Here is a 19,179-nt window from a genome sequence, read left to right as displayed (position 1 = left end):
GGTCAGCCCCGGCCGGAACCGAGGTGGTCGACCAGCCGCTCGGCGATCCCCGTATAGGTCGACGGGGTCAGTCCGAGCATCCGCTGCTCCGCCTCGGGCCCGAGGCCAAGCCCGGAGACGAACTCGCGCATCCGGGCAGCATCGACCCGCCGGCCGCGGGTCAGGTCCTTGAGCCGCTCGTACGGGTCGTCGAGGCCGGCGGTGCCCGCCACGGCTTCGGCCCGCATAACCATCTGGATCGCCTCCCCGAGGACCTCCCAGTTGCCCTCAAGGTCCGCCGCGATGGCCGCCTCGGCGACGTCAAGCCGCTGCAGGCCCTTGGAGACATTGCCCAGCGCGAGGAGGGAGTGGCCGAAGGCCACCCCGATGTTGCGCTGGCTCGAGGAGTCGGTGAGGTCGCGCTGCCACCGGGAGGTCACCAGGGTCGAGGCAAGCACGTCAAGGAGCGAGGAGGAGATCTCGAGGTTCGCCTCGGCATTCTCGAACCGGATCGGGTTCACCTTGTGCGGCATGGTGGAGGACCCGGTGGCTCCGGCGACCGGCACCTGCGCGAAGTAGCCGATGGAGATGTAGCTCCACACGTCGGTGCAGAAGTTGTGGAGGATCCGGTTGAACCGGGCGATGTCGGAGTACAGCTCCGCCTGCCAGTCATGGGATTCGATCTGCGTGGTCAGAGGGTTCCAGGTCAGGCCCAGCCCTTGGACGAAGCTGCGCGCCACCTGCTCCCAGTCCGCGGAGGGGACCGAGGCGTAGTGCGCGGCGTAGGTTCCGGTGGCTCCGTTGATCTTGCCGAGGAATTCGGTGCCCTCGATCCTCCTCAGCTGCCGGGAGAGCCGGTGCGCCGTGACGGCCATCTCCTTGCCCAGGGTGGTCGGCGTCGCCGGCTGGCCGTGGGTGCGCGAGAGCATTGCCACAGCGCGGGAGTCCCTTGCGAGGTCCTCGATCGCCCCGACGAGGCGGCGGGCCGCGGGGAGCCAGACATCCTGCACCGCGCCCTTGATGCCCAGCGCGTAGGAGAGGTTGTTGATGTCCTCGGAGGTGCACCCGAAGTGCACGAGCGGCTTCAGGCGCTCCAGGCCGAGGCCCGGGAGCCGGCGCCCGATGAAGTATTCCACGGCCTTCACATCGTGGACCGTCACCCTCTCGATGTCCGCCAGCTCGGCGGCCGCGGCGGCGTCAAACGACCCGACGATGGCGCGCAGCGCGTCCTCCTGTCCGGCTTCGAGCGGCCCGGCGCCGGGGACGACGGCGTTGCGGGTGAGGTGGATGAACCACTCGATCTCGACGTGGAGGCGGTCCCGGTTCAGGGCGGCCTCGGACAGGTGGTTCACCAGGGGGGCGGAGGCCTCCCGGTACCGGCCGTCCAACGGTCCCAGGGCCAGTGAGGGGGCCTCTCCCTGGGGGATGGATGCAAGGTCAACACGGGACAGGGAAGTATCAGCCATGCCCCGATTCTTTCACGGCACCGCCCCTGCAGGGCGCGCGGGCCGGCCGTCCGGCGTCCACATAGGCCGCGGGGCCGCCCCGGCCGGGGGCGCCCGGGCCTAGCATCGGAGCCCAGCAGCGGCACGACGCAGGAGGCAGCCTTGGCGGCCCAGGAGATTCCCCGTTTCCCCGCCTTCGGCGATTTCCCCGCCTTCGGCGATTTCCCCGCCTTCGGCGATGCCGCCGGCCTCGGGGACAGGCTGCGGCGGCAGGCCCACGGGCTCCGGGAGATCCGGGACCGGGCTGCCGCGGTGGCGGCGCTGGACTGGGAGTCGCCGGCGGGCCGCAACTTCCGGTCGTACCTGGCGGAGCGCACCCGGGCGATCGGGGCGGCCGCCGACCTCCTCGAGCACGCAGCCGGGCTGGCCGAGGCGTACGCCGCGGCCTTGGGCGAAACACCCGGCCGGCCGGGTGGGAGCGCCTTTCCATGAGGCCACCCGAGGGATTCGATCCGGCGCCGGTTCCCCCGTCCGAACCGAAGCTGCGCATCCGTGGCGGGGTGGGCGGCATCCGGTTCCAGTGGGAGGAACTCGACCGGGCGGCGGAGGTGCTGGGGCGGCTGGCGGGGGAGGTGGAGGAGGTCTGCTCCGGCCTGCTTTACCTCGCCGCCGAGCTTGAGCGGAGCCGCCTGGCTGCTGCGTGGCACCCCGGCGCCGGGGCTGCCGGTGCCGCCGGCAGGGCCGCCTCGGAGGCACTCGAGGCGGCCCGCCGGAGCGCCGCGGTGTCCGGCAGCGAGCTGCGGGACACCGCCGACCGGATCGCCAGGAGCCGCTTCGCCTATCTCGCCGCGGACGCCGCCGCCCGACTCGCGGTCCTGGCCGCCACGCGGTCGGCCGAGGCCGCGGCGCGGGCCGCGGCCTCGGCAGCGGCCCGGGAGGGGCTGCTGGTGCCGGGCCCGCTTGCCCTTTCCGCGCCGGCGGCGGTCGACCATGTACCCTTCGGCGGAACCATCGAGGCGCTCTCCGGGCGCATCACCGCCATCGAGGCCGCGCCCCCCGGGTCCTTCGAAATCCTGCGCACCGACGGGCCCGACGGGCCGGCGCACCTCGTTATCCTTCCCGGCACCCAGCCCACCGGGGCCGGCGGCAATCCCTTCGATGCCGCCGGCATCGCGGAGGCCGTCAACGAGGACAGCCGCTTCGTGGAGGCCGCCGTCGCGCAGGCGCTCGCCGACGCGGGGGCCCGGCCGGGCGACCGGGTGCTGCTCGCCGGTTACAGCCAGGGCGGGCTGCACGCGATGAACCTCGCCGCCGGGAACGCAGTGGGCGGCGTCTACGACGTCCGGCTCGTCGTCACCATCGGCTCGCCAACGGCCTGGGAACCCACGGGGACCGCCGAGTACCTGCACCTCGAACACGCCTCCGACGCCGTGCCGGGGCTGGACGGCGGCCCCGGCCCGGACGAACCGAACCGGGTCAGCGTCGTGGTCGACTCCCCGGTTCCCGCCCTGCCCACCGGCCCCGGCGCGGAGGGCAAGGGCTTCGGCGCGGCACACAAGCTCGGCACCTATACGGAGGCGGCCGCGCTCGTCGATGCCAGCAGCCTGCCCTCCCTCGCTCCGGCGGCGGCGGTCCTGGCGGCCGCCGGGGGAGGGGCGCAGCGCCGCCTCTACCGGGCGGTCCGGAGCCCCGCGGAGGGCCGGCAGGCCCTGCCGTCCCGTCCCCGCCCTCCGGCCGGGGGTGCCGGGCCCACACCGGGCCTCCCGGGACCGGAACCGCCGGCCGGCCCCCGCCCCTCCCCGGTGGGGCGGCGTTAGGCTATGGGCATGACGTCGAGCAACAGCCAGAGCACCGGGGCCGCCGCCGGTATCCATCCGCGCAGCGTGCTGGGAAAACTTCCGCGCTACGCCGCGGGCAAGCCCCCCACGGTCCTTGAAGGGGTCCAGAGCTACAAGCTCTCCTCCAACGAGAACCCCCTACCCCCGCTGCCGGCGGTCCTGGACGCCATCTCGGCCCGCACCGACATCAACCGGTATCCGGACCCCGCCACCACCCTCCTGCGCGCCGAACTCGCCTCCTTCCTCGACGTGCCGGCCGAGGATATCGTGACCGGCGCCGGGAGCCTTGGTGCCCTGAACCAGATCCTTGCCGCGTTCGCCGGGCAGAACGACTTCGATGCCCCGGACGAGGTCATCTACGCGTGGCGCTCCTTTGAGGCCTACCCGATCTGCGTCGGGCTCGCCGGCGCCGAGTCGCGGCCGGTACCCGTCCGTGCCGACGGCACCCACGATCTGGACGCCATGGCCGCCGCGGTCACCGACCGGACGCGCGTCATCCTGCTCTGCACCCCCAACAATCCCACCGGCCCGGCGCTGTCGGCCGCCGCTGTCGAGGATTTCCTCGCCCGGGTGCCGTCCTCCGTCGTCGTCGTCATCGACGAGGCCTACCAGGAATTCGTCCGGGACGCCGGCGTCGTGGACGGCCTCGAGATGTACCGCCGGTACCCGAACGTCATCGTGCTGCGGACCTTCTCCAAGGCACACGGACTGGCGGGCCTCCGTGTTGGATACTCGGTGTCCCAGCCGGGCCTGACGGCCCACCTGCGGATGAGTGCCGTGCCCTTCGCCGTGTCGCAGATCGCCGAGACCGCCGCGGTGGCCTCGCTGCGCCACTTCGACGACGTGGCCGCGAGGGTCCAGGGCATCGTCGACGAACGGGTGCGGGTCGTCGACGGCCTCCGGGCCCTGGGGTGGGAGATTCCCGAGGCCCAGGGAAACTTTGTGTGGCTCGCACTGGGCGAATCCACCCCGGACTTCGCGGCGGAGGCCGACCGGCAGGGCCTGTCGGTGCGCGCCTTCGGCACCGAGGGCGTCCGGGTCAGCATCGGCGAGCCCGAGGCGAACACCCGGTTTCTTGCCTTGTGCGCAGGATACCCGGTTGCGCCGGGCCGCTCCTGACCAGACACAAATAGGTTCAACCGCCGTCACTGGTTAGTCTGGGAGCCGTACGTTTAACGAACATATGTATCCCGGTGTATGCGTCCACGAGACATTCCATCAAGGGCATACGTCGACTGAGGAGTGGTCATGAGTGGCACCCGTTTGCCTGCGGCTGAGTTCGAATCGGAGGAGATCGCCCTCGCCGCCGCCCCGGCGGTCCCCGACGGCGGGCCGGGGATGGTCCAATTCCTGGACCCCGACGGCCGCCTGGAGGACCATGCCGAGTTCGGCGCCTTCTCGGGCGGCACCGACGCCGGGCGGCTCAGGGAGCTGTACCGTGACATGTACCTCATCCGGCGGTTCGACCAGGAGGCCACCGCCCTGCAGCGCCAGGGCCAGCTGGCCCTCTGGGTGCCGCTGACCGGACAGGAAGCCGCCCAGATCGGCTCCGGGCGGGCGCTGGCCCCCCAGGACTACGTCTTTCCGACCTACCGGGAACACGGGGTTGCCCTGACCCGCGGCGTCCGTCTTCCGCAGGTGCTGCGCCTCTTCCGCGGCATCACCAACGGCGGCTGGGACCCGCGCGAGACCAACTTCCACCTCTACACCCTCGTCCTGGCCGCCCAGGCCCTGCACGCCGTCGGCTACGCCATGGGCCTTCAGCGCGACCAGGCCGCCGATCCCACCCTGGCGCCGGCCGCGTCGGTGGCCTACTTCGGCGACGGGGCCAGCTCCGAGGGCGACGTGCACGAGGCGATGGTGTTCGCCGCCTCCTTCAACGCACCGGTGGTCTTCTTCTGCCAGAACAACCACTGGGCCATCTCGGTGCCCTCCTCCGTGCAGACCCGGGTGCCGCTGGCGCAGCGGGCCGAAGGGTACGGGTTCCCGGGCATCCGTGTCGACGGCAACGACGTCGTCGCCGTCGAGGCGGTCACGAACTGGGCGCTCGAGCACGCCCGCAGCGGCAGGGGCCCGGTCCTGATCGAGGCGTTCACCTACCGGATGAGCGCCCACACGACCGCCGATGACCCCACCAAGTACCGGCTCTCCCGCGAGGAAGAGGACTGGCATCCCCGCGACCCCCTCGCCCGCCTGGAGAAGCACCTGCGCACCAGCGGGAAGGCCGACGACGCCTTCTTCGAGGAGCTGGTCACGGAGGCGAAGGCGATGGCCGTCGAGCTGCGCCGCGATGTGCAGGCCATGCAGGCCCCGGGACTCGAGGAACGCTTCAACACCGTGTATGCGGAGCCGCACCCGCTGGTGCAGGAGGAACTGCAGGCGTGGCGGGACTATGAAGCAGGCTTCATCGGAGAGGAAGAAACGTCCTGATGGCAGTAATGACGGTCGCGAAGGCGATCAACGAGGGGCTCCGCGCGGCCCTTGGGAACGATCCGAAGACCCTGCTCATGGGCGAGGACATCGGCGAACTCGGCGGCGTCTACCGGATCACGGAGGGCCTGAAGCGGGACTTCGGTGCGGACCGCGTGATCGACTCGCCGCTTGCCGAGTCCGGGATCATCGGCACGGCCATCGGCCTGGCCCTGCGCGGCTACCGGCCCGTGTGCGAGATCCAGTTCGACGGTTTCGTCTTCCCGGCCTTCAACCAGATCACCACCCAGCTGGCCAAGCTCCGGACCCGCAGCGACGGGATGCTCGGCGCCCCCGTCGTCATCCGCATCCCCTACGGCGGCGGCATCGGCAGCGTCGAGCACCACTCCGAGTCGCCCGAGGCCCTGTTCGCCCACACCGCGGGGCTGCGGATCATCACCCCGTCCAACCCGCAGGACGCCTACTGGATGATCCAGCAGGCCATCGACTGCCAGGACCCGGTGATCGTCTTCGAACCCAAGCGCCGGTACTGGCTCAAGGGTGAGGTCGACACCGCCAACGCCCCGGCCAGCCCCTTCGAGGCCTCGGTCCTGCGGGAGGGCTCCGATGCCACAGTCGTGGCCTACGGGCCGCTGGTCCCGGTGGCACTGGCGGCGGCGGAGGCCGCGCAGCAGGACGGGCGCAGCGTCGAGGTGATCGACCTGCGCTCCATCTCGCCCATCGACTTCGACACGGTGACCGCCTCGGTGGCCAAGACGGGCCGGCTCGTGGTGGCGCACGAGGCTCCGACCTTCGGCGGCATCGGCGGGGAGATCGCCGCCCGCATCTCCGAACGGGCCTTCCTGTCCCTGGAGGCGCCGGTGATCCGGGTGGGCGGTTTCCACATGCCCTACCCGGTGGCACGCACCGAGGAACACTACCTCCCCGACATCGACCGAATCCTCGAGGCCCTTGACCGGGCCTTTGCCTACTAAGGACAACCCGAATGGCACTTAACACTTTCTCCCTCCCGGATGTCGGCGAGGGGCTCACCGAGGCCGAGATCGTGCAGTGGAAGGTCCAGCCCGGCGCCGTAGTGGCCGTCAACGACACCATCGTCGAGATTGAAACGGCGAAGTCCCTCGTTGAACTGCCCTCCCCGTTCGCCGGAGTGGTCTCGGCCCTGCTGGTGGCCGAAGGCGAAACCGTGGAGGTCGGAACCCCGATCATCGCCGTCGAGGACGCCGACGCGGCCGGGCAGCCCTCTCAGGACGGTTCCCCCGCCGCCCAGGCGCCGGCACCCGAGATGCCCGGTGAACTGACAACGCCGCCGCCCGCCGAGCCGGTGGCCGGGCCGGAGGCCGGCCCCCTCGTGGGCACCGGGCCCAAGGCCGATGCCGTCCGCCGGAGGCCGCGGCGCGCCCACGGCGGGAGCCCCACAGGCCAAACCTCCGCAGGCCCGATCCCCGCAGACCAGGCCCCCGCGACGCCGGAGCCGGCCGCGCCGGGCCCACCCGTGCCGCCCGCACCGGACGGCACCGGTCCCGCCGGCGCCGCTCCGGCCGGCACGCCGGATTCCCGGCCGGGGCCGCTGAACCAGCTGATCAACCGGGTCCTGGCCAAACCCCCGGTGCGCAAGGCCGCACGGGACCTTGGCATCAACCTCGCCGACGTGCCCGCCACCGGGTCCTCCGGCGAAGTGACGAAGCAGGACCTGATCAGCTACCAGGCCCAGCGTGACGCCGAGCAGGACGGCGCGGACACGTTCTGGGCCGATAAGAAGAAGTCCGGCACGGGCCGGATCGAGCGGATCCCGGTGAAGGGCGTGCGCAAGGCCACCGCCAAGGCCATGGTGCAGAGCGCCTTCACCGCTCCCCACGTCAGCATCTTCGTCGACGTCGATGCCTCCCGGACCATGGAGTTCGTCAAGCGGCTCAAGGCGTCGCGCGACTTCGAGGGCATCAAGGTGTCACCGCTGCTGATCCTGGCCAAGGCCGTGATCTGGGCGGCCGCCCGCAACCCCTCGGTCAACGCCACCTGGACCGACGACGAGATCCTCGTGAAGCACTTCATGAACCTCGGCATCGCCGCAGCGACCCCCCGCGGGCTGATGGTGCCGAACATCAAGGACGCGCAGGACCTGTCCCTGAAGGAGCTTGCCCTTGCTTTGAACGACCTGGCGGTGACGGCGCGGGCCGGGAAGACCCAGCCGGCCCAGATGCAGGGGGGCACCCTGACCATCACGAACATCGGCGCCCTCGGCATCGACACGGGAACCCCGATCATCAATCCGGGCGAGGTGGCAATCGTGGCGTTCGGCACCATCAAGCAGAAGCCGTGGGTGCTGGACGGCGAGGTGATCCCACGGTGGATCACCACGCTCGGCGGCTCCTTCGACCACCGGGTGGTGGACGGCGACCTCAGCGCCCGCTTCATGGCCGATGTCGCCTCGATCCTCGAGGAACCGGCGCTGCTGCTCGATTAACAGGTGGTTCCTGGCGCCGGGGCTGGGCGCCGGGCGGGACTTCCGCGGGTGCCGGGACGCGCGCCCGCTCCGGCCGTCCCGCGGGGCCGGCTTATCGGCTCAGGCCAACCTGGTGGTCCACGCCGGCCTGATCGACCTTGCGATGGAAGTGCATCCCGGCTTTGCCTCCAAGGAGGGCGCCGAGGAGCGGGACGATCACCGCTATAGCCAGGGCGATGATGCCGCCCGTGGTCAGCGTGCCCTCATTGATCGGAATCCTCGGGAACCCGTTCAGGCCACTGAGAAGGTTGAATTCGCTGCCTGCGACGGCGCCGATGATGGCCAGCACAATGGCGACCACGATGGCCCACAACCAGACGGCAAGGCCCTGTTTGAGGCCGTCGAACCTGGCCATTCGACCTGCGACGTAGCCGCCGCAGTAGTAGGCGATGAACAGGATTACTGCGAGAAGGACACCGCCGACGACGCCGACGGTCTGTGCGTTCTGGGTGGCCTGCTCCGCGACCTGGGCCGGTTCGGCATTGTTGGCGACGCCGACGCCCGCGCCGAGGGCGGTGAGCAGCGCCGTCAGGAGCACGGCGATGCCGGTGGCCGTCATCCAACCGAAGAAGGCCGACCCGAATTTGATCCCGCCGAACTGACGCCGTTCCTCGGCCACGACGGAGTCCCGCCTGCCTTCAGGGGACGACGCCCCGGTGGTGTGCTGGTTGTCCATTGTCTTCTCCCTGCGTGGTTTCACCGTGGCTGGTTGAAGTTCGAAGCCCAGGGCGAACGCTGACTGCTCGGCCCTTACGGCGAGGGTGCTCGATCTGGTCGATGGACAGGGCGCGTGTCGTTATTGGCCCTCTTTGATGTTTCCGGCCACGCTGATGCGGTCTTCAAGGCCGGACCCGAAGCCGCCGCTGGAGGGGTGCGGCTCCTGTTGTGTCCGTCAACCCTAGGCACGTTCGTCGGGAGGCAACAACCACTGTCACCGAACTGTAACTGGGAGGGCGGGTTTGTGATCCCGCTGTGATCTTCACCTCCGCCGGTCCGGTGCGCCCGGCGGCGGCAGGGCCGAGGCTGCCACCCGGGTGGCAGGAACTTCGGTGGGACGCTCAGTCGTGCACCCGCATGGCCGGGGCCGCCGGGCGGCCTGGGCCCCCGCCCGGGGAGGCACCCGTCAGGGTTTGTTGGCCTCCGCTGCCCGCGCAGGGGCCGACTCGAGGGCCCGGTGCAGGATCGGCGCGAGCCGCCTTACGCCTTCGGCGATGTCCTCGGGGGAGACGGCGCTGAAGGCCAGCCGCAGCTTGTTCGACGCCTCGTCGGACGGGGTGAACGCCGCTCCGGGGATGAAGACGACTCCGGCGTCGATCGCTTCGTAGAGCAGGGGATAGGTGTCGATACCCTCCGGCAGGGTGACCCACACGAAGAAGCCGCCGTCGGGGGTGGTCCAGTGGACACCCTTGGGAAGGTGCTCCGCGAGGGCGGTGAGCATCGCCTCGCACCGCTCGCGGTACAGCACCCGCATGGTCTCGAGGTGGCCGCGCCAGTCATAGTCGGTCAGGTAGGCGCTGACGAGCATCTGGGTCAGCGGGGACGGGCACAGGACCACGGCCTCGCAGGCGAGATAGAACCGGCGGTGCAGGTGGCGGGGCACCAGCGCCCAGCCCAGCCGGACACCCGGGGCGAAGATCTTCGAGAACGAGCCGAGGTAGATGACGTCATTCGGGTTGCCTGCCCGCATCGGCGCCAGGGGGTGGCCGTCGAAGCGGAGCATGCCGTAGGGGTTGTCCTCGAGCACCAGGATGTTGTGTTCCCGGCAGATGTCGACCACGCGCTGGCGTCGGTCGGCGGCCATCGTGATCCCGCTGGGGTTGTTGAAACTGGGGATTGTGTAGAGCAGCTTGATCGCCCGGCCTTCCTCCTTCAGGCGGAGGATGGTGCGCTCGAGCTCCTCGGGAACGAGGCCCTGGCCGTCCATGGGGACGGTGACGACGTCGACCTCGTACGCCTCGAAGGTGTTGAGGGCCCCGACGTAGGTGGGGTCCTCGCAGAGGATCACGTCGCCGGGGTTGCAGAAGACCTTGGCGGCGACGTCCTGGGCGGACTGGGATCCTGTCGTGACGACGATGTCGGCCGGGTCCGCATCGGCAATGCCTTCGGCGGCCATCACCTCGCAGATCAGTTCGCGCAGTTCCTCCATGCCTTGGCCCCCGCCGTACTGGAGGGCTTCGAGGCCCTGCTCGGCGATGATCCGCTGGGCCGTGCGGCCGAGCTCCTCAAGGGGCAGCGAGCGCAGGTACGGGCTGCCGCCGGCCAGGGAGACCAGGCCGGGCCTGATCGAGATGTCGAAGACATCGCGGACGGCCGACTGCTTGATGTTGGCGGCGCGGGCCGAGTAGAGCACATCGTGGCGGGCCGCGTAGTCGGCAACCCGCTCCAGGGCTGCTTCGGTTTCGGCGGGGATCACTTCGTGGCTGGGATTGCTGGAGTTCGTCACGCTCCGAGTCTAGGCGGCGGGTTCACCGGTGGGCAACAGCTGTTGCCCTGTGACGCCCGGGGGGAGACCGGCGCAGGCGGGGCCCTTCCGGCCGCGGCCGGCGGGTCCGACGGAACCGCGGGGGCCGCGGGGTCAGATCCACCCGGCGTCGCGCGCCTTCACCCCGGCCTGGAAGCGGCTCTCGGCGCGCAGGGTCTCCAGCATCCACGCGATGTGCCGGCGGCAGGTGCGCACGTTGATGTCGAGGCGCCGAGCGATCGACTCGTCGGACAGGCCGGCGGCCAGCCCCTGGAGGATCGCGTGCTGCATGCTGTTCAGGGGCGTCTGGCTCTTGGCCGGGGCCAGGAACGGCTCGCTCAGTTCCCAGGCGACGTCGAACAGCAGGGTGAAGATGTGGATGAGGCTCGGGTCGCGGATCACCAGGGCCGCCTTGTCGCCCGGGTCGAGCTGCCGGGCGACCAGGGCCAGTTTCTGGTCGAAGACCATCATGCGCAGCGGCACGAAGGGGAGCGCCCCGAATTCGCCGCCTCCGGCCTGGATGGCCGTGACGGCCTTGCGGGTGGGCACGTGGTCCCGGGTACTCACGTCGTAGAGGGTGCGCCGTTGGACGCCCCGGTTCAGGAGGTCCAGGTCCTTGCGGATGCTCTCCTCATGCACGTCGGCCGTCGAGCCCTGGCCGGGCTGCGCGATGAGCACCTTCTCGGAGACGTCCCGGCCGTAGTCGATCAGTACGCGGTGGATCAGGTGGGGGTCCTCAAGGGTCTCCACCGAGGTGCTCGAGATGCTCTGCTTGCGTGCCTCGAGAAAGATCGGCACAAGGCTTGAAAGTTCCCGCCGGCGGGAACTGATGCGCATCTTCAGCTCCTGCAGTGACCGTTCGTCGGCGTCCACGAGGTCCGCAAGTGCGACGTCGGGGGAGACGGCGACGAAGCCGGCCGTGCCGGCGGCCTGCGGGCCGAGGAGCCTGCGGGCCCGCAGTTCGTCCATGGCCTTGTCGATCTCGCGGAGGGTCAGCCCCAGCGCCTCGGAGGCCTGCTCCTTGGTCCAGCCGGGGTTGGACACGGCGTAGCGGTACAGCTCAAGGCAGGAACCATCGAGCACGAGACCTCCTTTTGGACGGACGGCGGGCGGCGCGTCCCGGCGCCCCTCCCCAGAGTACAGAGGAGGCCCGTCGGGCCCGGCCACCAGCGCGCGCAGCACTCCGACGCGGGGTGGCAAAACATGGCATGTCCAGTTAATGACATCGGCATCGGGCGGGCAACCGCGGCGTCCGGGCGGCCCGGATTTCCCGCGCCAGGACGGGGATTCCGGCGGGTTTCCCGGGGCGCGCGGCACCCGCCCGAACGGCCCGGAGTCCGCTTCCGGCCATGTCCTGAAGCGGCCATCCGGTGCGCTGGACACACCGGGGCTTCTCCAACCATTCTGGGTAGACCGGAAAGGCGGTGCTGGTGGTTCGCCGGCACCGAACGGCACGACACGCAGGTCCGTCGGCCATCCGTTCCGGCACTCAGTCCCACTGCGAAAGGTGATCTCCATGAAGAAGCTCCTCGGCACAGCCGCCGGATTCCTTATCCTCATGGGCACGGTGTCACCGGCGGGTCCGGCCCTCGCGGCAGGCAGCGCCGAGTCGCCGAGCGGAGACCTTGCCGCCACCAGTTGGGACTGGCCGAAGTAAGACGGAACGCCGTGCGAGTTGGTGCGGCGGCGTTCCCCCCGATCCCGCCCCAGCGGGGTAACCACTAACCCTGAAGGAGAGGGCCCATGAGTCAGCTCACCACCGTTCGAACCGCCTCACGAACGGCCGGGAGCACTCAGTGGTGGCACCTCACCCTCACAACGGGTGGCTTTGATGTAGCGGACGGCATCGTCGAAGAGCTGGTTACCCCCCTGGTGGCGCAGGCCCGTGCACTCGGCGCGAAGCGCTGGTACTTCTCCCGCAGCGGGGATCCGGCCACCCAGGTGCAGGTCAACATCCAGGCCCATCCCCGCGTCCTGGACAAGCTCCAGGGACTCCAGCGGGACTTGAATTCCACCCGGAACGGCGCCAGGTCGAAGATCACGGTCCGGCAGCACACCTCCAGCCCGGCAGCGGACCTCTACTATTTCGGCGGGACCGGTGAGCCCGATCCCCAGCTCGAGGCGGACCTGATCACCTACGGCGGAACGGCCGGGCTCGAGCTGGCCGAACAGATCTTCGAGCTCAGTTCAGAACTCGGCCTCTGGGCCGTCCAGCGGTTTGCCCGGATGCAGAGCCGGTCCGCCCTCGGGGCGATGATTCTTTTCGATTCGGCCCAGGCCATGATGCGCGGCCCGCGCTCGGGCGGCTGGCCCGAGCGGCGGCGGGACTCCTGGGATTCCTACTGGGACAACCACCTGGCGGCCTGCACGGCCGAGCTGGGCGTCCGCGGCGCGGCCGTCCGCGAAGCCATGGCGGAGCAGGTCCGCACCAAGAGTCCTGCGTTCCACTGCCTCATGGGCGCAACGGCGGCGGAAGCGAGCGTCCAACACTGGCGCCGGCGGTGGTTCCAGGCACTCGACGGCTACCTCAGCAGCGCCGAAAAGGCCGGCGTGGGCCGCGGCGCCCGCCACCTGACCGTCTACCAGGCCCACATGACCATCAACCGGATGGGTTTCGTGCCCCGCGAGGAGGCCGCGCTGGGACTGCATGCACGGTCCTGGAACCCGCAGTCCCCCGCCGGGCCCCGGCGCCGGCAGCCCGGCACCACCTGACCAACACTCCCGGAAGCGCCCCTGCTCCACCAGAAGAAGGTTCCCATGAGCGACCGCACCGATATCGTTCTCGCCGCCGACGACCGTGACCTGACGGTGGCCCTTGGCTGCTCCGCCGCGGCGCTCGCCTCCCTGCGGGAGCGCGGGGTCCTGGCGAGTTCCGGCGAGCTGTGGGAGGTGGGCCCGGCCCGGGACTACCTCCGCGACGCGGCCTGGGCCGACAGCCTGTGGCATTGAGCCCCGGGGCCCTCCCCGCCCCTTAAACGGCGGAAGGCCGGGCGGATGCCCGGCCTTCCAGTTGCGCGGCTGCGTTACGCGGCGGCCGGCGTGTTGGCGGCACCCGAGAGCGCGCGCAGGATTGCGGTGACCTGCTCGACGAGCTCGGCGTCGTCCTTGGGGTGGATCTCGGCGAAGCGCTCCATGCTCGCCCCGATCGACAGCTGGGCGTCCTCAAGCACCGAGGCGCCTGCAACACCGAGCGAGCGGCGGCCGTCATCGTGGGCGCGGGTCGCGCCGTAGGGGCTCACGGAGGAACCGATCACAGCGGCCGGCTTGGCGGAGATGGAGCTCGCGCCGTAAGGCCGGGAGGCCCAGTCGATGGCGTTCTTCAGCACGGCGGGCATGGTGCCGTTGTACTCGGGGGACACCAGCAGCACGGCGTCGGCCTCGGCGACGGCGGCACGGAACTTCTCGGCGGCGGCGGGAACGCTGCCGGGAACGTCAATGTCCTCGTTGTAGAACGGGAGGCTGGTCAGGTCCTCGTAGGTCACGAGATTCACATCGGCCGGGGCAACCGCCGCGGCGGCCTCGGCGATCTGGCGGTTGTTGGAATCTCCGCGGAGGCTTCCTACAAGAGTGAGAATGGTCGTGGTCATGGGTACTCCTTGAGTGGGTCAACTGGCCGGCCCGGAGGCCGCTGAGTGTTGTAACCGGACCGCGGTCCACTTTATTCCGCCGCTATGCTGGGTCCATGTCGGGCGGTCACACAGTGCTTCGGTTCTCCGGCGGGGACGGTGAGCGGGCCGATGCTGCGCGAAACCGCAGGCTGCTGCTGGAAGCCGCCATGCGGATCGTGGAGTTCGAGGGAGCCGAAAAACTCACGGTGGGGGAGGTGGCGCGCCATGCCGGTGTGGGCAAAGGCACACTGTTCCGCCGCTTCGGGAGCAAGACGGGGCTGATCCAGGCACTGCTCAATGAGTCCGGGAAGGACTTCCAGGCGGCCTTCATGTTCGGACCGCCTCCTCTCGGCCCCGGCGCACCCCCGGGGGAGCGGCTGAAGGCCTTCGGTGCGGCGTTCATCCGGCGGTGCGATTTCGAGGGCCACCTGCTGCGGGCCGCGCAGGAGGACGCCGCGTCGCACGGCCACCCCACGCAGCAGCTCATGCGGCAGCACCTTGCACTGCTGCTCCGCCAGGCCGGCACGGCCGGAGATCTTGAGCTTGCGGCCTACGAACTCGCCGCCTACCTCAATGCGGGACTGTTGATGCATCTCAAGGAGGAACGCGGGATGCCGAACGAACGCCTGATCGCCGGCTGGGACGAGCTCGTCGAGCGCTTCCTGCCGGGCTGATCGGGCACCCCGGCCCGGCCCGGTCCCCGCCGGCCCCGAGCGGCCAGGCGGGCGGCCGGGGCCGGCCCGGTAGGCTGGGGCCATGCATAAGATCCGCACGGCGCTCTTCGGTTTCGGTCTCGGCGGAAGGGTCTTCCACGCACCTTTCCTCGCCGCCGATCCCCGCTTCGAGCTGAAGGTCATCGTCACCTCCGACCCGGGGCGCGCGGCGTCGGCCCGGCTGGCGTACCCGGGGGCCGTCGTGGTCTCCTCGGCGGAGGAGGCCCTCGCCGGGGCGGCGGACCTCGACCTGGCGGTCATTTCCACCCCGCCCGCCACCCATGCAGCGCTGGCACAGGCGGCACTGGAGGCCGCGCTCCACGTGGTCGTCGATAAGCCCTTCGTTGTCGACAGCGCCGAAGGCGTGCGCCTGGTCGAGCTTGCCTCGTCCCGTTCCCGGGTGCTGACCGTTTTCCAGAACCGGCGCTGGGACGGCGACTTCCTCACCGTCGAGCGGCTGCTCCGGGCGGGGTCGCTGGGACGGGTGCGGAGGTTCGAATCGCGGATGGAATTCTTCAAGCCCGAGGTCGCCAAGCCGTGGAAGAGGAGTGCCGGCCCGGACCAGGGCGGAGGCATCCTCTACGACCTGGGCCCGCACCTGATCGACCAGGCCCTGCGGCTTTTCGGCCCGGCGACCCTTGAGCACGCCGAGCTGGCAACGGCGCGCTCCGCCGACGGGCCCGACGACGACGCGTTCGTGGTCCTGCGCCACCGGGACGGCGTGGTGTCCCACCTGGCGATGAACTTCCTCGCACCCCAGGCCGGACCCCGGTTCCGCCTGACCGGCACGGAGGCGTCCTACACGAAGTGGGGGGTGGACCCGCAGGAGGCCTCGATCGAGGCGGGGATGCTTCCCGGGGACCCGCAGTACGGGCGCGAACCGCAGGAGCTGTGGGGCAGGCTCGGCCTGGACCCGTCCGCCGAACCGGTTGAGACCGAGCGCGGCGACTACTGCGCGTTCTACCGGCAGCTCGCCGGCGCGATCCGCCGCGGCGGAGCCGTTCCGGTGGATCCTGAGGATTCCCTGGCGGGCCTGCGCCTCATTGAGCAGGCCCACCGGCTGTCGGGCGCCTAGACCAGCTCGCGCCAGTCCGCCGCTAGCTCAAGCCCATGCGCCTCGGAGACCGACGAGTGCGCCACCCGGCCGGCGGCGGTGTTGAGCCCGCGGGCCAGGGCCGGATCGGCCTCGAAGGCCGCCCGCACGCCCCGGTTCGCCAGGGCCACCGCGTAGCGCAGGGTGACGTTGGTCAGCGCATAGGTCGAGGTGTTCGGTACGGCGCCGGGCATATTGCCGACGCAGTAGAAGAGCGAGTTGTGGACCTTGAACGTCGGCTCCTGGTGCGTGGTGACGTGCGAGTCCTCGAAGCACCCGCCCTGGTCCACCGCGATGTCCACGAGGACGCTGCCCGGCTTCATCCGCGACACCATGTCATTGGTGACGAGCTTGGGCGCCTTCGCCCCCGGAATCAGGACCGAGCCGATGACGAGGTCGGCCTCGAGTACCGACTTCTCGATCTCGAACGCGTTCGAGGCAACGGTCTTCACCCGTCCCGCGTACTGCGCATCGATCTCACGCAGCCGGGCGATGTTGATGTCCAGGATCGTGACCTCCGCCCCGGTCCCCACGGCCATCGCCGTGGCGTTGGTGCCGGCGACACCGGCCCCCAGCACCGTGACCTTGGCCGGACGCACCCCGGGGACTCCGCCCAGCAGCAGGCCGGGGCCGCCGGCCGGCGCGGTCATGACCTGCGCGCCGACCTGGACCGACAGCCGCCCGGCGACCTCCGACATCGGGGCGAGCAGCGGAAGGGTGCGCCCGTCCTGCACCGTCTCGTACGCGATGGCGGTGACCCCGGCATCCAGCAGGTTGCGGGTGAGCTCGGCCTCGGCCGCCAGGTGAAGGTAGGTGAAGAGGATCAGGCCCTCGCGGAAGCGGTGGTACTCCTCCTTGATGGGCTCCTTGACCTTGAGGACCATGTCGGCGCGTCCCCAGACCTCGTCGGCGTCCTCAATAATCTGCGCACCCGCGGCCTGGTACTCCGCGTCGGTGATGTTCGAACCGGTTCCTGCGCCCTTTTCGATGAGCACTGTGTGGCCCTGGGTACTGAACTCGTGGACCCCGGAGGCCGTGATGGCCACGCGGAACTCGTTGTTCTTAACTTCTTTCGGGACGCCGATGATCATGGGATTCTCCAGGTGTCGTTCGGGCAGGCGCCCGGTGGGGCGTGCTTCAAGTATGAGCGGCACCGAAACGGCTGTCTGCCGCATTGCCGGGGTTGCGCACGCACGGCCGGCGCCGCGCTGCCCCGCGCCGGGGTTGCGCACGCACGGCCGGCGGGCGCACCCGCTCCCGGGGTGGCGCGCATTCGCGGGGCCGCCGCGGCCGTGCGTTTCCTCGGAGGAGGGAATGTGCCCTGGATCACTACCAGCGCCGCCGTCCGGAATCAATCGACAATTGTCGAGTCCGGGGGCGGCAAATGTCGCCCCGCTGCCGGCGCAGCCCGTAGGCTGGCCGGATGCACACCCCCGCCATCGAGACCGTCGTGGAGCGGATTGCCGGGACGCTGCGCCGCGGCCTGTCCCTGGAGGACCTCGACGGGGTGCTGGTGGCGTACAGCAGCCACCAAACCTCCGCCGACCGCGTCCGGGTCAATTTCCTGCTGAGCAAGAAGGTGCCCGCCGACGTCGGCGCCTGGCAGCTCCGGCACGGCGTTGGCACCGCGGTGCGCCCGGTGGTGGTTCCGGCCAACGCCGACCTGGGGATGCTGGGGCGGGTCTGCGTCCCCCTGCTGGTCAAGGGCTTCCGGGTCGGGTACCTCTGGGTGCAGCAGGAATCGGAGGACGACCCGGCCGCGGGAATCCTCGCCGCACTTCCCCGGGTCCGCCCGGACCTGGACCGGCTCGCCGAACTCCTGCTGGAGAGCAACACCGCCGATTCGGAGCACCGCAGCCGCCGGGAGGCCGACTTCCTGGCCGCGTGCGGCGGCACCGCCGCGGCCCTCGAAGACCTCCGGGGATGGCCGGAGATCGACGACGGCGGCCCGTGGCAGCTCGCGGTGATCGCCGACGCCGGAAGCCAGCGCGCGCGCCCGGCCGAGGCCGGCACGCTGGTGCACCGGACGGCCGCCCTGCAGGCGACGGTCGGCGTCGAGCCGTTCCTGTTCAGCGCCGGCACCGCGACGCACGCGGTGCTCCTCCTGCGGCCCGGCGTCGGATATGCCGCCCACACCGATGTCCTCCGGCGCTACGGGGAGGGCCTGGCCAAGCGGGCGGGACGCCCCGCCGACCGGCTGGTGCTGGGGCTGGGGGAGCCCTTCGCCGGCCTGGACGGGTTCGCCGACTCCTACGCCCAGGCCCGCCGCGCCGCGCAGGCGGCCGGTGTGGAACCCCAGCTGGGCACCATCGTGGAATACCGCTCGATCGGCGCCTACCAGATGCTCGCGGCCGTCGGGTGGCAGGCCGCGGCGGCCCGCAGCATCTATTTCGCCGAGCTGGAGGAACAGGACCGGGCCGGGGAGCTGCTTCCGGTGCTCGAGCTGTTGTACGACAAGAACGGGTCGGTGCAGGATGTCGCGGCGCAGCTGCACCTGCACCGCAGCAGCGTCTACAACCGCCTCGCGCGGATCCGTGCCATCATCGGGGCCGATCCGCTCAGCGGCGCCGTGCGGCTCGAACTGCACCTTGCGCTAAAGGCCCGCCGCTGGATGCTCCGCCCGAGGTTCTGAGCCGGCCCTGCGGGCACCCTGCCGGTGGACCCACTGTTCGATGTCGCTGCGGCGGATGCGCCGGTGGGAGCCGCGGTATTCGGCGGCGATCTCCCCGGCATCGGTGAGGTTCCGCAGGTAAGTCGGAGAGATCCCGGCCAGTTCCGCGGCCTGCGAGGTCGTCAGGAGCTCGGCCACCGAGGTGCACTGCACGGTGTCTCCCGCCCCCAGCCGGCCGAGCAGGTCGACCACCGCCTCACGGGCTCCTGCCGGCAGGCGGTAGGCCGTGCCGTCGACGAACACCGTGACATCGGCGCTGTCGGCCAGTGCGCGCTCCAGCCGGGCGGCCTCGGCGGCAGGAAGTGCGTCGGTGGTGCGGGGGGCTCGTGGCGGCATGGGGACATTGTGCCAAAGAAGGGAGCCGTTCGGGACTTTCCCGCAAACCCGTTCCCCGGGTTGCGCCCGAACGGAGGGCCACTCCCGGACCGCGGACTACCA

General features: G+C 70.6%; 19 protein-coding genes. 12 read left to right on the top strand and 7 right to left on the bottom strand.

Annotation, left to right across the window (positions count from 1 at the left end; translation table 11 throughout):
- Positions 1 to 2: 2 nt before the first annotated feature.
- On the bottom strand, positions 3 to 1,445 hold the full coding sequence (gene purB / locus ACX80W_RS06180) for an adenylosuccinate lyase (protein WP_459281427.1): 1,443 nt from the start codon (positions 1,443 to 1,445) through the stop codon (positions 3 to 5).
- 141 nt (positions 1,446 to 1,586) lie between these two features.
- Between purB and ACX80W_RS06175 the strand changes: the two genes are divergently transcribed.
- The 6 genes from ACX80W_RS06175 to ACX80W_RS06150 all read left to right on the top strand — a co-directional run bounded on the left by ACX80W_RS06175 (position 1,587) and on the right by ACX80W_RS06150 (position 8,156).
- The gene (locus ACX80W_RS06175; RefSeq protein WP_459281425.1) at positions 1,587 to 1,916 is read left to right on the top strand and encodes a hypothetical protein; all 330 of its coding nucleotides are present in this window, start codon (positions 1,587 to 1,589) and stop codon (positions 1,914 to 1,916) included.
- Positions 1,913 to 3,241 (top strand): hypothetical protein, encoded by a 1,329-nt coding sequence (locus tag ACX80W_RS06170; RefSeq protein WP_459281424.1) that lies wholly within the window; start codon positions 1,913 to 1,915, stop codon positions 3,239 to 3,241. Before ACX80W_RS06175 ends, ACX80W_RS06170 begins: the two co-directional genes overlap by 4 nt.
- Before the next feature lie 9 nt (positions 3,242 to 3,250).
- Positions 3,251 to 4,381: a histidinol-phosphate transaminase gene (locus ACX80W_RS06165; RefSeq protein WP_459281422.1), complete on the top strand. Its 1,131-nt coding sequence runs from the start codon at positions 3,251 to 3,253 to the stop codon at positions 4,379 to 4,381.
- Between the two features lie 129 nt (positions 4,382 to 4,510).
- Entirely contained in the window at positions 4,511 to 5,692 is a 1,182-nt protein-coding gene (pdhA, locus tag ACX80W_RS06160) for a pyruvate dehydrogenase (acetyl-transferring) E1 component subunit alpha (RefSeq protein WP_459281420.1), read from the top strand.
- Positions 5,692 to 6,666 carry an alpha-ketoacid dehydrogenase subunit beta gene (locus ACX80W_RS06155; RefSeq protein WP_459281419.1) on the top strand — a complete coding sequence of 325 codons (975 nt, stop codon included), beginning with the start codon at positions 5,692 to 5,694 and terminating at the stop codon, positions 6,664 to 6,666. The genes pdhA and ACX80W_RS06155 overlap by 1 nt, the downstream gene beginning before the upstream one ends.
- An 11-nt stretch (positions 6,667 to 6,677) precedes the next feature.
- Positions 6,678 to 8,156 carry a dihydrolipoamide acetyltransferase family protein gene (locus ACX80W_RS06150; RefSeq protein ID WP_459281417.1) on the top strand — a complete coding sequence of 493 codons (1,479 nt, stop codon included), beginning with the start codon at positions 6,678 to 6,680 and terminating at the stop codon, positions 8,154 to 8,156.
- A gap of 91 nt (positions 8,157 to 8,247) precedes the next feature.
- Here ACX80W_RS06150 and ACX80W_RS06145 read toward each other — a convergent pair whose 3' ends face one another.
- The 3 genes from ACX80W_RS06145 to ACX80W_RS06135 form a co-directional block, all read right to left on the bottom strand.
- On the bottom strand, positions 8,248 to 8,871 hold the full coding sequence (locus tag ACX80W_RS06145) for a hypothetical protein (RefSeq protein ID WP_459281415.1): 624 nt from the start codon (positions 8,869 to 8,871) through the stop codon (positions 8,248 to 8,250).
- 447 nt (positions 8,872 to 9,318) lie between these two features.
- Positions 9,319 to 10,638: an aminotransferase-like domain-containing protein gene (locus ACX80W_RS06140; protein WP_459281413.1), complete on the bottom strand. Its 1,320-nt coding sequence runs from the start codon at positions 10,636 to 10,638 to the stop codon at positions 9,319 to 9,321.
- Positions 10,639 to 10,770: 132 nt separating this feature from the next.
- Positions 10,771 to 11,739, bottom strand: coding sequence for a LuxR C-terminal-related transcriptional regulator (locus ACX80W_RS06135; protein ID WP_459281411.1), 969 nt, complete (start codon positions 11,737 to 11,739; stop codon positions 10,771 to 10,773).
- A 433-nt stretch (positions 11,740 to 12,172) separates the two neighbouring features.
- On the opposite strand from ACX80W_RS06135, the gene ACX80W_RS06130 reads away from it, so the two are divergent.
- The 3 genes from ACX80W_RS06130 to ACX80W_RS06120 all read left to right on the top strand — a co-directional run bounded on the left by ACX80W_RS06130 (position 12,173) and on the right by ACX80W_RS06120 (position 13,605).
- Positions 12,173 to 12,313 carry a hypothetical protein gene (locus ACX80W_RS06130; RefSeq protein ID WP_459281409.1) on the top strand — a complete coding sequence of 47 codons (141 nt, stop codon included), beginning with the start codon at positions 12,173 to 12,175 and terminating at the stop codon, positions 12,311 to 12,313.
- An 86-nt stretch (positions 12,314 to 12,399) separates the two neighbouring features.
- Positions 12,400 to 13,368, top strand: a complete 969-nt coding sequence (locus ACX80W_RS06125) for a lantibiotic dehydratase C-terminal domain-containing protein (RefSeq protein ID WP_459281407.1) — start codon at positions 12,400 to 12,402, stop codon at positions 13,366 to 13,368.
- A gap of 45 nt (positions 13,369 to 13,413) precedes the next feature.
- Complete coding sequence (locus ACX80W_RS06120; RefSeq protein WP_459281405.1) at positions 13,414 to 13,605, top strand: hypothetical protein; 192 nt, start codon at positions 13,414 to 13,416, stop codon at positions 13,603 to 13,605.
- 74 nt (positions 13,606 to 13,679) lie between these two features.
- On the opposite strand, the gene ACX80W_RS06115 is transcribed toward ACX80W_RS06120, so the two are convergent.
- The gene (locus tag ACX80W_RS06115; RefSeq protein ID WP_459281403.1) at positions 13,680 to 14,243 is read right to left on the bottom strand and encodes an NAD(P)H-dependent oxidoreductase; all 564 of its coding nucleotides are present in this window, start codon (positions 14,241 to 14,243) and stop codon (positions 13,680 to 13,682) included.
- Positions 14,244 to 14,338: 95 nt separating this feature from the next.
- Here ACX80W_RS06115 and ACX80W_RS06110 point away from each other — a divergent pair, with 95 nt between their 5' ends.
- Together ACX80W_RS06110 and ACX80W_RS06105 are read left to right on the top strand one after the other, a co-directional pair.
- Positions 14,339 to 14,938, top strand: coding sequence for a TetR/AcrR family transcriptional regulator (locus ACX80W_RS06110; RefSeq protein WP_459281402.1), 600 nt, complete (start codon positions 14,339 to 14,341; stop codon positions 14,936 to 14,938).
- A gap of 82 nt (positions 14,939 to 15,020) precedes the next feature.
- Complete coding sequence (locus ACX80W_RS06105; RefSeq protein ID WP_459281400.1) at positions 15,021 to 16,052, top strand: Gfo/Idh/MocA family protein; 1,032 nt, start codon at positions 15,021 to 15,023, stop codon at positions 16,050 to 16,052.
- Here the strand turns inward: ACX80W_RS06105 and ald are convergent.
- Positions 16,049 to 17,161 (bottom strand): alanine dehydrogenase, encoded by a 1,113-nt coding sequence (gene ald / locus ACX80W_RS06100; protein WP_459281398.1) that lies wholly within the window; start codon positions 17,159 to 17,161, stop codon positions 16,049 to 16,051. The two genes, ACX80W_RS06105 and ald, sit on opposite strands and share 4 nt — an antisense overlap.
- A gap of 332 nt (positions 17,162 to 17,493) precedes the next feature.
- Between ald and ACX80W_RS06095 the strand changes: the two genes are divergently transcribed.
- Positions 17,494 to 18,702: a PucR family transcriptional regulator gene (locus ACX80W_RS06095; protein WP_459281396.1), complete on the top strand. Its 1,209-nt coding sequence runs from the start codon at positions 17,494 to 17,496 to the stop codon at positions 18,700 to 18,702.
- On the opposite strand, the gene ACX80W_RS06090 is transcribed toward ACX80W_RS06095, so the two are convergent.
- Positions 18,664 to 19,077: a helix-turn-helix domain-containing protein gene (locus ACX80W_RS06090; RefSeq protein ID WP_459281394.1), complete on the bottom strand. Its 414-nt coding sequence runs from the start codon at positions 19,075 to 19,077 to the stop codon at positions 18,664 to 18,666. The genes ACX80W_RS06095 and ACX80W_RS06090 overlap by 39 nt on opposite strands.
- Between the last annotated feature and the right edge of the window lie 102 nt (positions 19,078 to 19,179).

It is taken from the genome of Arthrobacter melezitosi, from assembly GCF_054511055.1.
The sequence above is the reverse complement of the archived record's forward strand: the minus strand, read 5'-3'. Positions and strand labels throughout refer to the sequence as shown.

Coding starts and splice junctions, on each gene's coding strand:
- ACX80W_RS06170 (WP_459281424.1), top strand. CDS start 1,913: ATGAGGCCACCCGAGGGATTCGATCCGGCGCCGGTTCCCCCGTCCGAA.
- ACX80W_RS06115 (WP_459281403.1), bottom strand. CDS start 14,243: ATGACCACGACCATTCTCACTCTTGTAGGAAGCCTCCGCGGAGATTCC.
- ACX80W_RS06105 (WP_459281400.1), top strand. CDS start 15,021: ATGCATAAGATCCGCACGGCGCTCTTCGGTTTCGGTCTCGGCGGAAGG.
- ACX80W_RS06110 (WP_459281402.1), top strand. CDS start 14,339: ATGTCGGGCGGTCACACAGTGCTTCGGTTCTCCGGCGGGGACGGTGAG.
- ACX80W_RS06165 (WP_459281422.1), top strand. CDS start 3,251: ATGACGTCGAGCAACAGCCAGAGCACCGGGGCCGCCGCCGGTATCCAT.
- ACX80W_RS06145 (WP_459281415.1), bottom strand. CDS start 8,871: ATGGACAACCAGCACACCACCGGGGCGTCGTCCCCTGAAGGCAGGCGG.
- ACX80W_RS06150 (WP_459281417.1), top strand. CDS start 6,678: ATGGCACTTAACACTTTCTCCCTCCCGGATGTCGGCGAGGGGCTCACC.
- ACX80W_RS06090 (WP_459281394.1), bottom strand. CDS start 19,077: ATGCCGCCACGAGCCCCCCGCACCACCGACGCACTTCCTGCCGCCGAG.
- purB (WP_459281427.1), bottom strand. CDS start 1,445: ATGGCTGATACTTCCCTGTCCCGTGTTGACCTTGCATCCATCCCCCAG.
- ald (WP_459281398.1), bottom strand. CDS start 17,161: ATGATCATCGGCGTCCCGAAAGAAGTTAAGAACAACGAGTTCCGCGTG.
- ACX80W_RS06095 (WP_459281396.1), top strand. CDS start 17,494: ATGCACACCCCCGCCATCGAGACCGTCGTGGAGCGGATTGCCGGGACG.
- ACX80W_RS06125 (WP_459281407.1), top strand. CDS start 12,400: ATGAGTCAGCTCACCACCGTTCGAACCGCCTCACGAACGGCCGGGAGC.
- ACX80W_RS06130 (WP_459281409.1), top strand. CDS start 12,173: ATGAAGAAGCTCCTCGGCACAGCCGCCGGATTCCTTATCCTCATGGGC.
- ACX80W_RS06120 (WP_459281405.1), top strand. CDS start 13,414: ATGAGCGACCGCACCGATATCGTTCTCGCCGCCGACGACCGTGACCTG.
- pdhA (WP_459281420.1), top strand. CDS start 4,511: ATGAGTGGCACCCGTTTGCCTGCGGCTGAGTTCGAATCGGAGGAGATC.
- ACX80W_RS06155 (WP_459281419.1), top strand. CDS start 5,692: ATGGCAGTAATGACGGTCGCGAAGGCGATCAACGAGGGGCTCCGCGCG.